The sequence below is a fragment of the Emticicia sp. CRIBPO genome (assembly GCF_009905725.1).
GTDB lineage: Bacteria > Bacteroidota > Bacteroidia > Cytophagales > Spirosomataceae > Leadbetterella.
In genome coordinates this window covers 388,296-403,287 of the sequence record NZ_JAAAKV010000001.1, presented here as the reverse complement: position 1 = coordinate 403,287, position 14,992 = coordinate 388,296, and the positions used below count along the sequence as shown (strand labels likewise).

19 protein-coding genes are annotated in these 14,992 nt (G+C 43.5%); 12 read left to right on the top strand and 7 right to left on the bottom strand.

Annotation, left to right across the window (positions count from 1 at the left end):
• The first annotated feature begins 64 nt into the window (after nt 1–64).
• Together topA and GVN16_RS01780 are read left to right on the top strand one after the other, a co-directional pair.
• On the top strand, nt 65–2,539 hold the full coding sequence (topA, locus tag GVN16_RS01785; RefSeq protein WP_166562116.1) for a type I DNA topoisomerase: 2,475 nt from the start codon (nt 65–67) through the stop codon (nt 2,537–2,539).
• Nucleotides 2,540–2,649: 110 nt separating this feature from the next.
• Entirely contained in the window at nt 2,650–3,345 is a 696-nt protein-coding gene (locus tag GVN16_RS01780) for an NAD-dependent deacylase (RefSeq protein ID WP_166562115.1), read from the top strand.
• A 116-nt stretch (nt 3,346–3,461) separates the two neighbouring features.
• Here GVN16_RS01780 and GVN16_RS01775 read toward each other — a convergent pair whose 3' ends face one another.
• Both GVN16_RS01775 and GVN16_RS01770 read right to left on the bottom strand, forming a co-directional pair.
• Complete coding sequence (locus tag GVN16_RS01775) at nt 3,462–4,046, bottom strand: 50S ribosomal protein L25/general stress protein Ctc (protein WP_166562114.1); 585 nt, start codon at nt 4,044–4,046, stop codon at nt 3,462–3,464.
• Nucleotides 4,047–4,048: 2 nt separating this feature from the next.
• Nucleotides 4,049–4,999, bottom strand: coding sequence for a ribose-phosphate pyrophosphokinase (locus GVN16_RS01770; RefSeq protein ID WP_166562113.1), 951 nt, complete (start codon nt 4,997–4,999; stop codon nt 4,049–4,051).
• A 115-nt stretch (nt 5,000–5,114) separates the two neighbouring features.
• Here GVN16_RS01770 and GVN16_RS01765 point away from each other — a divergent pair, with 115 nt between their 5' ends.
• Nucleotides 5,115–5,465, top strand: coding sequence for a hypothetical protein (locus GVN16_RS01765; RefSeq protein WP_166562112.1), 351 nt, complete (start codon nt 5,115–5,117; stop codon nt 5,463–5,465).
• A gap of 21 nt (nt 5,466–5,486) precedes the next feature.
• Here GVN16_RS01765 and GVN16_RS01760 read toward each other — a convergent pair whose 3' ends face one another.
• On the bottom strand, nt 5,487–6,314 hold the full coding sequence (locus tag GVN16_RS01760) for a DUF3822 family protein (RefSeq protein ID WP_166562111.1): 828 nt from the start codon (nt 6,312–6,314) through the stop codon (nt 5,487–5,489).
• An 11-nt stretch (nt 6,315–6,325) separates the two neighbouring features.
• A complete protein-coding gene (locus GVN16_RS01755) occupies nt 6,326–6,796 on the bottom strand; it encodes an NUDIX domain-containing protein (RefSeq protein WP_166562110.1) in 471 nt (156 codons plus the stop codon).
• Nucleotides 6,797–6,946: 150 nt separating this feature from the next.
• Between GVN16_RS01755 and GVN16_RS01750 the strand changes: the two genes are divergently transcribed.
• From GVN16_RS01750 to GVN16_RS01710, 9 genes are all read left to right on the top strand, one after another.
• Complete coding sequence (locus GVN16_RS01750; protein WP_166562109.1) at nt 6,947–7,240, top strand: DUF3817 domain-containing protein; 294 nt, start codon at nt 6,947–6,949, stop codon at nt 7,238–7,240.
• Between the two features lie 56 nt (nt 7,241–7,296).
• Nucleotides 7,297–7,728 carry an META domain-containing protein gene (locus GVN16_RS01745; RefSeq protein WP_166562108.1) on the top strand — a complete coding sequence of 144 codons (432 nt, stop codon included), beginning with the start codon at nt 7,297–7,299 and terminating at the stop codon, nt 7,726–7,728.
• A complete protein-coding gene (locus GVN16_RS01740; RefSeq protein ID WP_166562107.1) occupies nt 7,725–8,255 on the top strand; it encodes a molybdopterin-binding protein in 531 nt (176 codons plus the stop codon). Before GVN16_RS01745 ends, GVN16_RS01740 begins: the two co-directional genes overlap by 4 nt.
• A 1-nt stretch (nt 8,256) precedes the next feature.
• The gene (locus tag GVN16_RS01735) at nt 8,257–8,577 is read left to right on the top strand and encodes a low molecular weight protein tyrosine phosphatase family protein (protein WP_166562106.1); all 321 of its coding nucleotides are present in this window, start codon (nt 8,257–8,259) and stop codon (nt 8,575–8,577) included.
• A gap of 6 nt (nt 8,578–8,583) precedes the next feature.
• Entirely contained in the window at nt 8,584–8,787 is a 204-nt protein-coding gene (locus GVN16_RS01730; RefSeq protein WP_166562105.1) for a YwbE family protein, read from the top strand.
• A 135-nt stretch (nt 8,788–8,922) separates the two neighbouring features.
• Entirely contained in the window at nt 8,923–9,609 is a 687-nt protein-coding gene (locus GVN16_RS01725) for a hypothetical protein (RefSeq protein WP_166562104.1), read from the top strand.
• A gap of 19 nt (nt 9,610–9,628) precedes the next feature.
• Complete coding sequence (locus tag GVN16_RS01720) at nt 9,629–10,660, top strand: glycosyltransferase (protein WP_166562103.1); 1,032 nt, start codon at nt 9,629–9,631, stop codon at nt 10,658–10,660.
• Between the two features lie 5 nt (nt 10,661–10,665).
• Nucleotides 10,666–11,388: a hypothetical protein gene (locus GVN16_RS01715; protein WP_166562102.1), complete on the top strand. Its 723-nt coding sequence runs from the start codon at nt 10,666–10,668 to the stop codon at nt 11,386–11,388.
• Between the two features lie 77 nt (nt 11,389–11,465).
• Nucleotides 11,466–11,675 carry a heavy-metal-associated domain-containing protein gene (locus GVN16_RS01710; protein WP_166562101.1) on the top strand — a complete coding sequence of 70 codons (210 nt, stop codon included), beginning with the start codon at nt 11,466–11,468 and terminating at the stop codon, nt 11,673–11,675.
• 137 nt (nt 11,676–11,812) lie between these two features.
• On the opposite strand, the gene corA is transcribed toward GVN16_RS01710, so the two are convergent.
• The 3 genes from corA to GVN16_RS01695 form a co-directional block, all read right to left on the bottom strand.
• Complete coding sequence (gene corA / locus GVN16_RS01705; RefSeq protein WP_166562100.1) at nt 11,813–12,895, bottom strand: magnesium/cobalt transporter CorA; 1,083 nt, start codon at nt 12,893–12,895, stop codon at nt 11,813–11,815.
• A 6-nt stretch (nt 12,896–12,901) separates the two neighbouring features.
• Nucleotides 12,902–14,353: an ATP-dependent RecD-like DNA helicase gene (locus GVN16_RS01700; RefSeq protein WP_166562099.1), complete on the bottom strand. Its 1,452-nt coding sequence runs from the start codon at nt 14,351–14,353 to the stop codon at nt 12,902–12,904.
• Nucleotides 14,354–14,466: 113 nt separating this feature from the next.
• On the bottom strand, nt 14,467–14,946 hold the full coding sequence (locus tag GVN16_RS01695; protein WP_166562098.1) for a hypothetical protein: 480 nt from the start codon (nt 14,944–14,946) through the stop codon (nt 14,467–14,469).
• Nucleotides 14,947–14,992 lie beyond the last annotated feature (46 nt).

Sequence of the window (14,992 nt, the reverse complement as noted above, 5' to 3'; positions counted from 1 at the left end):
ATTTCAATTTCTATTATTAATGTAGTTACTTTGTTTCGAAATCATTGAATTCTCAACAAAATATATGTCAAAAAATCTAGTAATAGTTGAATCCCCGGCCAAAGCCAAAACCATTGAGGGCTATCTTGGAAAAGATTTTATAGTCAAATCAAGTTTTGGGCACATCAGAGATTTACCTGAAAAAGAACTTGGGGTCAATATAGATAAAAACTTTGAACCGACTTATAAAGTTTCAGCTGACAAATCAAAAGTAGTCAATGAACTCAAAAAACTGGCCAAAGACAAGGAAGTGTGGCTCGCGACCGATGATGACCGCGAAGGAGAGGCTATTTCATGGCACCTGAAAGAAGCTTTGGGGCTGGACGACCAGACCAAAAGGATTGTATTCAGGGAGATCACGAAAAACGCCATCAACAAGGCCATCGAAAGCCCGAGGACCATAGACATAGACCTGGTCAACGCTCAACAGGCCAGGAGGATACTAGATCGTCTGGTAGGATTCCAGCTTTCTCCGGTGTTATGGAAGAAAATCAGGGCCGGAGCCGACCGTAAAAATCTCTCTGCCGGAAGGGTGCAGTCTGTGACTGTAAGGATAGTGGTGGAAAGGGAGAGAGAAATTGAGAAATTTGAATCGAAGTCTTCTTATAAGGTAGTAGCACAATTTTTAGTAGATAAAGGGAAAGTGCTTTCGGCTGAACTGGCCAAAAACTTTGAAGCAGAAAATGATGCCTATAAATTCCTGGAGGATTGTAAGCAAGCTATTTTCAAGATCAATGACCTGGAAGTAAAGCCAACGACCAAGTCGCCGGCAGCTCCTTTTACCACCTCAACGCTGCAGCAGGAAGCGGCCCGGAAAATGGGCTTCTCGGTTTCACAGACTATGATGGTGGCACAGAAACTGTATGAATCCGGTAAGATCACCTATATGAGAACGGACTCCACGAACCTCTCCCAGGATGCGATTGAGAGTGCCAAAAACCAGATTCAGGCCGCTTACGGAGAGAAGTTTTTTAAAGCAAGGGTTTACAAAACCAAAAGCCAGGGGGCACAGGAAGCTCACGAAGCCATCAGGCCGACTGATTTCTCTGTGATGGATGCCGGGTCTGACCGCAATGAAAAACGATTGTACGACCTCATCTGGAAGCGTTCTATCGCTTCTCAGATGGCAGACGCCATCATAGAGCGTACCATTGCTAAAATCGGTATTTCCACCAGAACTGAGGAACTTACCGCCACCGGTGAAGTTATCAAGTTTGAAGGATTCCTGAAAGTTTACCTCGAATCAACCGATGATGAAGACGAAGAAAACAGCGACATGCTGCCTCCGTTGAACATCGGGCAGGTTTTACAGTTGTCGACCATGAAAGCCACGGAGCGTTTTACACGTCCGCCGGCCAGATATACTGAAGCGAGTCTGGTGAAGAAACTGGAAGAACTCGGCATCGGCCGTCCTTCCACTTACGCACCGACCATTTCGACCGTTATTAAAAGAGAATATGTAGTCAAAGAAGACAGACCTGGTAATCAGCGTGATTACAAGGAGTATATTCTTAAGAGTCAGGAGATTACCACGAATCACGGTAAGGAAACCTTTGGTTCGGAAAAAGCCAAGCTGTTCCCGACCAACCTGGGGATCATTGTGAATGATTACCTGGTAGAGAACTTCGAAGACATCATGAACTATAAGTTTACGGCCAAGGTCGAGACTGAGTTTGATGATGTGGCAGAGGGGAAAGTGGCCTGGCAGTCTATGATCGATAATTTCTACAAAGAGTTCCAGTCTAAAATCGGACAGGCAGAAAGTGCGGAAATAGAACGTGGTACCAACTCTTATGAATTGGGGATAGACCCGGATTCAGGAAAGAAGATTTTTGCAAAAATCGGTAAATTCGGCCCTTATCTGCAGGTAGGAGAGTCTACAGATGAAGACAAGCCTGCTTTCGTATCCATCAAGAAAGGCACGCTGATTTCGTCGATGACCTTTGATGAAGCCCTGGCCATACTTAAAGGTCCCAAGCTTCCGCTGGAGCTCGGTATTTTTGAAGACAGCCCGTTGGTGGTAAACGAGGGAAGATACGGCCCGTATGTATTGCACAACGGCAAATACTTTAACCTCGACAAAGGAGAAGACCCGCTGTTAATTACCAAAGAAAGGGCTATAGAACTGATTGAGCTGAAGAGAAATGATCCGGGCAGTGCTTTGCCCCGTGAAATGGCTCCTTATGAAGATCAGCCGGTGATCATAGGAAAAGGTCGTTTCGGGGTTTATATCAAACACGGTGCGAGTTATTATAACCTCGACAAGAAAGAGAACCCGCTGGAGCTGACCGATGAAAAAGTAGTGGAAATCATTGAATCGCAGAAGAAAGAGGCTTCCAAGAAAATTATCAGGGAGTTTCCGGAAAATGATAAAGTGAAAGTATTGAACGGAAGGTACGGTCCTTATATCCAGATCGGAAAACGCAATGTCAAAATTCCGAAAGGCACTGAACCTGAAAGTCTTACGCTGGAAGACTGTCTGAAACTGGCAGAAGGCTAAGAACATAATATTTATATTAAAAGCACTTTGAATGGTTTTTCAAGGTGCTTTTTTTATTTTTGTGCAGATGGCTTTTCCATCTTTCAATGCAATAAGCATAACTGAAAAATATGAAGAGAATCGTTGTTTTAACCGGAGCGGGTATCAGTGCCGAAAGCGGCCTCAGGACTTTCAGAGACAGTGGGGGTTTATGGGAAAACTACGCCATTGAAGACGTGGCTACACCGGAGGGGTGGGCTAAAAACCCCGAGCTGGTACTTGAGTTTTACAATCAGAGAAGGAAAAGTGCGATGGAAGCCCTTCCTAATGCCGGTCATCTGGCCCTGGTTGAGCTCGAACAGTATTTTGATGTGACGATCATCACGCAGAATGTAGATGGCTTACATGAAAAGGCAGGGTCGCTGGAGGTGATTCACCTGCACGGGGAGTTATCCAAAGTCAGGAGTGTGAAAAACCCTTTGCTTATTTCGGATATAGGAGGGGACTCTATTCATTTGGGCGACCTGGCCGAAGACGGTGGGCAGCTGAGACCGCACATCGTCTGGTTTGGCGAAATGGTCCCACTGATCGAAACGGCTGCGGCCATTTGCAGCGAAGCTGATATTTTTATCGTGGTTGGTACCAGCATGCAGGTTTATCCGGCAGCCGGCCTGATCCAGTATGTTCCGATGGATGCTCCCAAGTTTATTGTTGACCCTGTTATTCCGGATATGTCATTCAAATACAAGAAAATGACCTATATTACAGACACCGCTACAGCCGGATTGCCCCCGCTGGCCCGGCGTCTCATTTCAGAGTACGCCTGAGGGGTCATGCTGTGATGTCCTCCTTTATCCATTTTCCTTGCTCCATCAGAATAAAAAAAGCCTTCCGGGATACGGAAGGCCTTAACCTATTAGAGTTTTTTAAAGACAAATAGAAATTAATCCTCGTCAGTCGCAACAGCACCTGCAGCACCACGAAGTGAACGTGGGATGGTTACTGTAGCTACCGGATTAGATTCAGAATCAATGATGGTCAAACCTTCCAGTTGGATAGATTTAACTTTGATCGCTTTACCCAATCCTAAAGTAGTAACGTCAAGGTCAACAAACTCAGGAATAGATTTAGCTGGTCCCTGAACACGTAGCTTACGCAATGTCTGAACCAGTTTACCCCCTTGTTTTTGTCCGATAGCCGTACCCGAAAGACGAATAGGAATCTCGATTTTTATGACTTTATCCGGAGTGATTTCAAGAAAATCAGCATGAACAAGTGAATCGTTTACAGGATGGAACTGCTTGTCCTGAAGAATAGCAGTGTATTCTGTACCTTCGATGTTCAATTTAACTTCGTAAGCATCAGACGTGAAAATCAATGGTCTGAACAAATAGGCCGGAGCATAAAAAGATACCTGACCTGAGCCGCCATATAATACACTCGGAACCATACCTTGGGCACGTAATTCCTGAGCCGCCTGACGACCGAGATTCGCTCTTTTAAACCCTACAATCTCAGTTACTTTCATAATTAAAATGCAATTTGATGTTGATAATTTATAAACAATGTACTAATAGATCCGTTGTCTCTGATTCTTCCGATGGCCTTGCCGAACAGTTCAGCTACCGAAAGGACTTTAATTTTTGGATTATCCTGTTTCAGCGGGATAGAATCCGTTACGATCAATTCAGTAAAGACCGAATTGAGGATGTTGTCATGGGCATTGTGCGATAACACCGGGTGGGTACAGATGGCTCTCACCGATTTGGCTCCTTTGTCCATGATCAGCTGAGCGGCTTTACAGATGGTTCCACCGGTGTCGATAAGGTCATCGACCAGCACGACGTTGGCTCCTTCCACATCCCCGATCAGTTGCATTCCTGCTATTTCGTTGGCTTTTTTACGGTATTTATCACAAATAACGATGTCAGCTTCGAAATGACTGGCAAATTTCCTTACCCTGGACACCCCTCCAACGTCCGGAGAAGCAAAAATAAGGTTTTCAATGTTCAGCGTTTTCAGATAAGGAACAAAAACGGAAGTTCCTTCAAGGTGGTCCACCGGGATATCAAAGAAACCCTGGATTTGTCCTGCATGAAGGTCAAGCGTCATGATCCTGTCGGCTCCTGCTGCTACCAGCATGTTGGCCACCAGTTTAGCTCCCACAGCCACCCTTGGTCTGTCTTTACGGTCCTGACGTGCATAACCGTAATAAGGAATAACTGCTACAACATAGTGTGCTGATGCCCTTCTGGCTGCATCAATCATCAGGAGCAGCTCCATCAGATTGTCTGCGTTGGGGAAAGTGCCCTGAACCAGAAATACGTCGCAACCTCTTACGGATTCTTCGTATGCCACAGATATTTCACTGTCTGCAAACTTCTGGATGGATATTTTACCTAACTCTTTACCATAGCTATCGGCTACTTTACTAGCCAGATACCTGGACTTTGTACCTGAGAAAATCTTTACCTCTGCCATTTTTGATATTTTCTGAAAAGTTCCGCAAAATTAGATAAATTCTATGGTAAAAACTATTTGAATTTAATTATTTTCCGTTTAATTTGTAAAAAAATTTATAAACAAGCATTCAGGCATGCAATTATCATTGGTTGACGAAATACCCGAATTATCCAAAAAGTATTTTCTTGACATTTATGCTGAGGCAGTATATGACTCTACCCGGGATAAAATGCGGTTAATGACTATCGACGGCCAGCATGTGCCTTGTAAACTCAAAGTGAGCTGTCCCAACCAGGTTATCGCCAGATATCCTGAAGGAACCATCTACAAACTGGACACCCGTCTGATCCGTAAAGAGGGCAGAGCTCCTTATTTTATAGCCCTTAACCAAAAGAGAGTACAAAGAGCCATAGAGTTTTTTGATTACAATCTTAAAGTTCAGAACGGCTTTGATTTTCGTATCGGCTCTAAACTGAACAAATAAGCGTTCAGAATGTTTTTTCTGTTAAGACAAAAGAAATAAACTCACGTACCTGTGCTGTGGCAAGTCCTGGAAGTATTGTGAAAACTTTACCCTGGCAGAGCTGGATCCGAACTTGATGTTTTTACAGGTCGTTTGCAGCGTTTTGAAAGTTGGTGAATACAAGGTCAGCTCACCGAAAACAAAGCACAGTTTATCTCCGAAGTTCTTAATCAGGTTGGTATATTCTTTTGATTGCAGGGGAAAACGTTCGATCTGCAAAGTATTGAACTGATCAAGATAATAGAAAGTAATGCAGGAGTCATCCAGGAAAATATAAACCAGGTTTTCAGGATCCTGGCCTTCTACCAGCGACCGGGTGATTTCTTCAGCCGTAAAATGAAAAGTCGTTTTTTCTTTGGGATATTTTGACGCAAAAAAGTGCTGAAAATAGGCCGGATAGGCAATCAGCAGTGTTGTCTGGCTTTCCTTGAAGTTTCTGTGCCGGAAAGCGAAATTTTCTGAAAGTTTGTGGTCGAAAAGGATATTCAGGTAATCTTTTTCCTTGCCGGGCATAAACAGGTGCTCAGGGCAAACCAGGTGAAAAGGAGAGACAAAGGACACCTGGACTTTGTGCCAGAAGTTCGCCGCCAGAAACTGGTGCTCTGTGTAAATTCTTTCAATGATGGATTGATTTTCTTCAAAATCGGCACCACCACCCAGGTAGTAATCTTCCAGCCAGACGATCAGGCCTGAACTGATGTTTTTTAGGGAGAACCTGAAACGCTCGGTACTGATTTCAATGGAAAGATCATGCTGGTCGAGGTTTCCAACATCAAATCTTTCATCAGTAACTTTATATATAGGTTCCATTTTAGAAATCGTTACACAAAACTAATTTTTGTATCTGTATTTAGCAATTCATTCAGACAAGAATATTTGTCGATAAATGCGGGTCTTGTACCGGGCTGCAACCCCCTGATTTTTTCAAAACTCATCCATTCAAGACCTGTCAGTATATTGAGTTCGGGATCTGAGCCCAGCTGTGCCGCCTGGCCGTCGCCCGAAACAAGGAAGTAAAGTTCCACACCATGCAGCGGCGGACGGATGAATTCGGTCAGCAGCAGAGGTTTTTCTATCACTACGTTCAGATGTGTTTCTTCAAGAAATTCCCTTGTCAGGGCCTGTTCCAGTGTTTCTCCCGGTTCAACGCCACCACCGGGGAAGCCCCAGAAAAAACCTGCCCCGCCCAGTCCTTCGTGCCTGACCATCAATATGTTTTCTCCTTTTAAAAGTAAGCCGCAGCATCTTATCCGTATTTTATTTCCGTATAAATCTGTGACAGGGTCTGACATATATGCTTTTTGTTTTCAAATTTAGAGTTTTTTTGCTGGTTATATCAAGATATTTCTCATGAAAATTATTATCAATTATATTCCCGGAGACCAAACTTTCATTTCAAAACCTGTGTTGCTTAATCAGAACCAAAATTTTCTGTACTTAATATGATGAATACTACATTGGGCCGTTTCAGGGCGGTGGCTTTCCTGGAAGGTTGTTCTTTTCTTTTGTTGTTTATTACGATGCCCCTTAAATACTGGATGTCTATGCCCAAACCTAACTACTTTGTAGGGATGGTCCATGGCTTGCTTTTTATTCTATATGTCCTTCTGCTGATTTCCGTTTCTTTCGAGAACAAGTGGTCATTCAAGAAGATATTCCTGGCTTTCATTGCTTCGCTGATTCCTTTCGGTACATTTATTGCAGATAAAAAACTGTACAGAACAGAACTCAATTAATTGAGGATAGTATACAATATCCTGAAAACGTTACGTTCACATAAAAACTTCTGGTTATGAAAAAAGCAATGCTTGTATTTGCTGCCGTCTTTTTGGGTTTCATTCCGGCATGTAAAAACTTAAAGACAACCACCGATATGAAAGCCGTTTCACATCTCAACGGGACCTGGGTGCTCAACTATATTTCAGGCCCGAGGATTGCCTTTGACGGATTGTACCCGGACAAGAAACCGGAGATTACTTTTGATCTCAGTGGTAAAAAAGTCAGTGGTAATACGGGTTGCAATAATTTCAACGGCGGGTTTACTGCCCATAATAACACAATCGACCTGAAAGGACCTTTTGCTATGACGAGGATGATGTGTGAAGGACAGGGAGAATCTCTTTTTATAGAAACCCTGAAAAAAGTCAATACTTTTGATGCGGATGAGTCAACCCTCACGCTTATCATGGGAGATATTGCAGTGATGAGGTTTATTAAGAAATGATGAACAGAAACACCATTAATAAAGCCTGCCTTTTCTTGTTTTTACTGGTCGCGGGCTATCCTTTGTGTGCCCAGCAACAGAAACCTACAGAGAAATTTGTTATAACCGGGCTTGTGAATAAGGAAGTGAGCATTGATAAGGACAAGCTCAGGTCTTATGAAGAAAGGAATGTCGGCAACATCCTGCTGATCAATTACCTCGGACATCCGCAGTCTACGCTGAGAAACGCGAGAGGGGTGAGGATCAAGGATATTTTTGCGGATGTATCACTGAAGACCGACAGCCTTGAAAAGTTAAGTGAATTTTACTTCGTTTTTGTCGGATCCTCGGGACACAAAGCTGTGTTTTCGTGGAACGAAATCTTTAATAATCCGGTCGGAGACGAAATCTACATCCTGACGGAACACGATAACCTGAAACTGGAGAGCCTGAAAGGAAGGTTGGCATTACTTTCGCCGTTAGATGAGGCGACAGAAAGAAGGTACGTCAAAAATCTTGAGAAAATCATCGTCAAAAAAGCAGAGTAAGTTGAAAGTTCTTTTTATTTGCAGCAGAAACAAATGGAGGAGTGCCACTGCTGAAACCATTTATAAAAATTCCGGCCGCTTTGACGTAAAATCGGCCGGAACCGAGCCTTCAGCACGGATAAAGGTCAATGCAGGTCACCTGTTATGTGCAGACCTGATCTTTGTGATGGAGCATAAGCATAAAAAGAGGCTCCTGGAGAAATTCAGGGAGGAAATGGCGGGCAAGGAAGTGGTGGTGCTTGATATTCCGGATGAATATCAGTACATGGATCCTGAACTGATAGAAGAAATTGAATCAAAAGTTGAAAATTATCTCATTTAAACGAATATGGACGGAAAAGTAAGAGCCAATATCAAACCCGGTGCCCTGGTGAAAATTGTACAGAAACACCATCAGAAAACCGGAGAACTTACTGAAGGAATTGTAAAAAATCTGCTGACCAGTGCTCCCCATCACCATCGCGGCATCAAAGTCAGACTGGATACAGGGGAGATCGGTCGTGTACAGGAGATCGTTGAAGAAGATTTTTGACGGAATTTCCTGACAAATGGCTCTGAAAGCCTCTGAAAGTCGATTCAGACAAGATTAATCAAATAAATAATATCATTATTCTTAAAAAATAGTGTTACTTTCGCATGTCTTAATTAAACCCTAAAACCCTTATCTATGAAAACTATCCTTTTACTTTTTGTTTCTACATTTACCTTCGCACAGGGATTCATGCCCGGTTTTGATACTTTTTCAGGAAAGAAGCCCTCGTACATCACATTAAAAGACGGAACACAGCTGGAAGGCTCCATTGACGACCTGGACCGCAAGAAAGGATTGATTGAAGAAATTACCCTTAAGATTGATAAAAAGAGCCGCAAAATTGAACCTTCAGAAATAAAAGAAATGTATTTACCCGCCAGCGGCTGGTCCAAACTGGGCAATACGATTGACGTAACCACGAAGGTTGACAAATGGGAGAACTCCAAAATCAATACCGAAACCATCAATAAAGGATACGGTTTTCTTGAAAACTCAATAGTGATTCTGAAAGGAAAGGAGCAGGAGCTTCTGATGCAGATTGTTAACCCTGCCTTTGCCAACAGAATCAGGGTGTATTTTGACCCTTGGGCCAGAGAAACCATGTCGGTAGGTATCGGCGGCCTGACCCTGGCCGGTGGTATTGACAAATCGTATTATGTCAAAGTAGGCAATAAACCTGCGTTTAAGATAGAGAAGAAAAACTACAAGGAATCTATTGATCTGATGTACGGAACCTGTCCGTCACTGGTGAAAAAACTGAAGGAAGATTATAAGTGGGAAGATTTTGCCAAACATGTTTATGAACACTCTAATTGTAAGTAAATATTTAATATAATTTGCCTTGAATTATCCTGATGTAACCATTCTGGTCGCCGCCCGAAATGAGGAAGATAATGTCGTGGATCTTCTGAAGTCGATAGAAAAACTTAATTATCCTAAAGATAAATTGCAGGTATTGGTGGGCAATGACGCTTCTACTGATGCTACAGAAGAAATCATTACGGCATTTATCTCGGGGAAACCTTATTTTAACCTGATCAATGTTGACGAGGCCCTGTTGGCTCAGCAACCTGAAAATATCCGTTCTCTGAAAGGAAAGGCCCGTGTGCTGGCGATCATGTCGCATCACGCTACGGGTGATTTCTACTTTTATACGGACGCAGATGTGGAGTTGCCCGTAACCTGGGTAGAGACCATGTTGAGTCATTTTGAGTTGCCGGACAATACCGGTACAGATACCAAACCTGTGGGTGTGGTTGTCGGTATTACGATTGTCAAAGCCACTTCTGTTTTTACGGCTTGTCAGGCCCTTGAGTGGATCATGGCTATTTCGGAAATGAAGCTTTTCAGCGTCATGAAAATAGCGACGACCGGTATGGGCAATAACATGGCCGTAAGAAAGGAAGCCTATTGGGAAAACGGTGGTTACGAAACTATCGGGTTTTCTATTGTGGAAGACTACGCCCTGTATAGGGCCGTTATCGACAGCGGCTATCCGTTTGTCCAGACTTTTGTACCCGGTGTGCTGGCCCATACCAAACCCCCGAAAAAATATTTTGAGCAACGCAAGAGATGGTTCAGAGGCGGGATGGAATCCAGGTCTTTTCTGATCGTTCCGATCATGATGCAGGCTCTGGCACTTCCGGCGGTGGTGATCCTGGGTTTTTTCAACCTGTGGCTGCCTTTGTACATTTTTCTGGGTGTACTGGTCATTAATCTATGTACCGGAACGTTTGTTTTAAGAAAACTCCGGCAGACATTTCTGATTCCTTATCTGCCTGTTTATACGGTTTATATGTTTGTTTTCTGGTTTTTTCAGCTGGTTTATTATATATTACCTACTAAACTGGTCTGGAAAGGCCGGACTTATTAATCATCATGAAAACTTTTTTCCGTCCTGTCATCGCTGTTGCTTTTGTTTTGGTAAGTGTCTTTTCCTGTCAGCAGAAAGACGAGAAACAGCAGGATGTTCCTGACAAAGCCTCCGTGGTTTTCGAGACGGATTCATTGCTGTTCGACAGCCTTGAGGCCGACAGTTCACTGGCACCGCTGACCGCTTCAGAAGTCAGGGAATTGACCGGCGATTTTTTTGATAAAGACACCCTCAATGATTTCAAATGGATTTTTGGTGAGTTTTACAGGATCGATTCGCTCAAAAAAGCGGGAAAATACAATGAGTACGTTGAGCACCTTGATCTGGGCATGACCAAAGACATAGCGGCCCGAAAACTGAAAGAAGTCAAACTGGAAGACGGTTCTGTTTTCAGAATCTGGACGGTGAAGCACGGAAGTTATGAAGCTTGTCCGTTTACAAGTGGCAGCGAGATATTCGCTACACTGGTGTATGACGGAAAAATAAAGGATTGTTTTTTGGTAGGGCAGGAGTTGCATTCTTCTGATCCCCCGGTCTGGCTGACTGTGGATAAGTATGGAAGTATTTATTCAAACGGCCTTGTGAAAGTTGACTCAAAGGAAAGCAATTGTGAGGGTGAAGTTGATAAAAACAATGTTGACATTGTGCTGAATAAGTTTGAAGAAATATCCTTTGTGATCAGGCAGGGAAAAACTACCAACCTGGTTACCAAGGCCTGGGATAATTAATACAAAAGAAAGGGGAATTTGTATAATGGCCTTTCAGCTGCCGGGTACTAAATTTGCATCAACAAAATGATAATCAAATGAAATTTAAAACAAGCATCAATTGCGGGGGATGTGTGGCAACTGTCACTCCGGTGTTGAATAAAATAGAAGAGATCAGTGAGTGGAACGTGGATACCCTTAATCCTGAAAAAATACTCAGCATTGAGACCTCAGAGCCCCTTGATCCCGCTAAAGTCATAGAAAAGCTGAAAGAAGCTGGCCACAAAGCCGAATTAATAGCTGAATAGTCTGTCAGTCAGCCTATGTTATAAAAGGGGGAAAGTCAGCAAGTTGTTGTTGCTCTTTCTCCCTTCTTTTTTTCTCCGATCAGGCCTTCCTCCATTTTTCAGCTCTCCGTTTTCCATTATCCTTCCTCCTTCCCTCATCAAATATACTTCTTCCATTTAAAGTAAAACCAAAGGAAAATCGTCAGGACGACCATGAAGCCCAGGGTATAAAAATAGCCGTTGGGCCAACGTAACTCAGGCATATTGTCAAAGTTCATTCCGTAAATTCCGGCAATGAATGTCAGCGGCATAAAAATCACCGTAAAAACCGTCAGGGTTTTCATGACGGAGTTCATGCGGTTGCTCAGCAAAGCATGATAACTGCTCATGATGTTTTCTGCGATCTCCCGGTATGAATCAAGGGTTTCTATCGTCTGGATCACATGGTCCTGAACGTCCCTCAAAAATACATTGGTGGTGCGGTCCATGATGGTGGACTCCTCTCTGATCAGGGCACTGATGATATCCCTCAGCGGAGCAATGCACTTCCTGATGACAGACATTTCCCGTTTGAGCCGGTAGAGGTCCTGCTGGTATTTGGTTTGCGGGTCATTCATCACACAATCTTCCAGGTCTTCGAGTTTTTCGCCCAGCTGATCCAGGATGACGTAATAATTATCCACCACAAGGTCGAGCAGGGCGTACAAAAGATAATCGGCCTTGTTTTTTCTCGTGCGGCTGTTTTCGCGGTAAAGCCTTTCCTGTATCTGATCAAAGACGTTGAGACTGTCTTTTTCCTGGAATGAGATCAGGAAATCTTTCCCTAAAACGAAACTGGCCTGTTCTATGTCGGCTTCCCATTTTACCGTATCCAGTTTGATGGCTTTAACGACCACAAAGATCTGGTTTTCATCCTCGAAAAACTCAATTTTAGGCTTCTGGGTGGTATTCAGGATGTCTTCAAGCATCAACGGGTGCAAACCGAATTTTTTACCGACCTGCTCAATCACCGCGGGCTCATGAACACCATCCACATCCAGCCAGAAAACTTTCTGATCATTGGGGCTCTGGCGAAGTTCGGAAATGGTTTTAATATTTTTTTGCTCTATCGAATCCTTGTTGTATTCGATGAGTTTGATGTTGGTGGGACCGGTTACCTCATTGCCAACGTAAAACAAACTTCCCGGTGAAGTGAAAGCCTTTTGCTTCGGACTTTTGAAATGTTTCTTTTTGCCTGGCATAGATATTTAAGGTTTTGGTGCTGCGGTTTTGATTTGTCCATTGAAAAAGTCAGGGTGAAAGTTGATCAGGAATACTTCTTTCACGCCCCTTGTAATGGCGGTATACAGCCATCTGATATATTCTGAATCTATCTGGTTGTCAGGTAAATATCCCTGGTCAATAAAGACGGCGTCCCACTGGCCACCCTGTGATTTATGGCAGGTGAGGGCATAGGCAAATTTAACCTGGAGGGCTGAAAGGTACTTGTCGCTGTTGATCATCTTCTTTCTTTCCTTTTTGGATTTTACCCAAAAATAGTCTTTCAGTACATTCTCATACAGTTCTTTGTTTTCTGCCTGGCTCAGACTCGGTGCATTGGAGTAGAGCGTATCTACAAATATCAGGGTCTCAAATTCAGGTTCTTCGGGATAATCCACCAGTTGCAGGGTCACGTTGACAAAGCGGTGTCCGTGCATTTCTTCTTCCCTGCCGATGCGTTTGACCTGTACAAACTCGCCGTTGGCAATAAATCCCGCCTGCGATTCCTCCCCGAGTATGGTATAATTATTTTTAACGACCATCAGCAGGTCTCCGTTGTCCAGTTCGCTTTCGCTGTAGTCAATTTTATTACGGATATACTGATTATACTGAACCGCATTTTTGTTTGACCTGGTGATGATGATAGAGTTTTCTCGGCCATATTTATCATAGGCATAGCGGATGCCATCTTCGAGTTTTTCTCCGCCCATGCGATAGAATCCCTTGGTGCCTTTGGTTTTCAGCATGATGTTGGTGGCATTCTGAACCAGGAGTTCTCTCAGCTGGGTAGCGTTTTCGAGAATGCCCGATTCTCCTTCCTGTCGCATGACTTCCGTCAGAACATGATGAGTGATGTCTGTTCTGTAAAAATGGGCCAGGTGCTCAATATCCAGTGCCGGACTGAGACTCATCGAAACCGGCGGAAGCTGGGCCTCATCACCGATCAGCAGGAGTTTATTTTCAGTGCCTTCAAAAACGTAATCGATCAGGTCATGAAGCAGGCTGTTTTTGCCGAATTCACGGGTGTCGGAAATCATCGAGGCCTCATCAACGATAAACAAGGTACCTTCACTTTTATTAGGCTGGCGTTCAAAAGCCAGATTGCCCGAGCCGGGGTCTTCTACCTGTTTGTATATTTTGCGGTGGATGGTCTGGGCATTTTTTGAGGAGTAGGAGGTCATTACCTTGGCCGCCCTGCCCGTCGGAGCCAGCAGGACAGACTTCCATCCAAACTTCGGCAGTACTTTGATCAGCGTGCTTAAAAATGAGGTTTTACCCGTACCTGCATAACCTTTCAGGACAAAAACCGGTCTTTCAGATTCTTCATCCAGCAGAAAAGTCTCCATTAAGCTGAAAAGCTTAGCCTGGCCGAAAGTAGGAGTGAACTTATACTTTTTTAATAAAAGCTGCGATATGCTTTGTTCTTCCTCTTTTTTCATTTTCAATTGATCATTCACCCCCAAATTTAGGAGTATATTTCGAAAAACAGTAACGTTTTAAAACAAAGAAGCCCGGATCATCCGGGCTTCTTCAATATGATAAAAGGCAATAATTACCTCATATGTTTCAGATTAACACCATATAGCACGCAGAAAATAACCCCGATAAAGGCTACACCGCTGCTTGAAATAGCACCGACAAATCCTCCGTAAATGATGATGGGAGCCACAACACCCACGGCGGTTCCGATAACATAAAGCCAGAATCCTTTTTTATCAAGACCCCACATCAGGATGGCCCCGATTAAAGTAAGAATGGCAGAAATACCTGAAGCCAAAGCACTGTTTCTGATGGTTTCCACGGTCAGGCTGCCGGAAACGGCTCCTATGATCTTATTGGCGAATTCTGCTCCTTTTTCAGTTTCAGCTTCGTTTTCAATTTCATCCATGGCATTATTAAGAGCATCTTTGGTCATTCCCGCTGTAACGTCAGCAGTAGTGTAGGAAGTGATGGCACTATAAATAGCAAAACCGCTTCCGATGAAAGTAAGAATACATAAAACGGTCAGAAAAGTAGGTCTGATTTTGTCCATAGGGGTACTTATTAAGGTTTAGAAGTCAAAAAAAATGATTTTTATG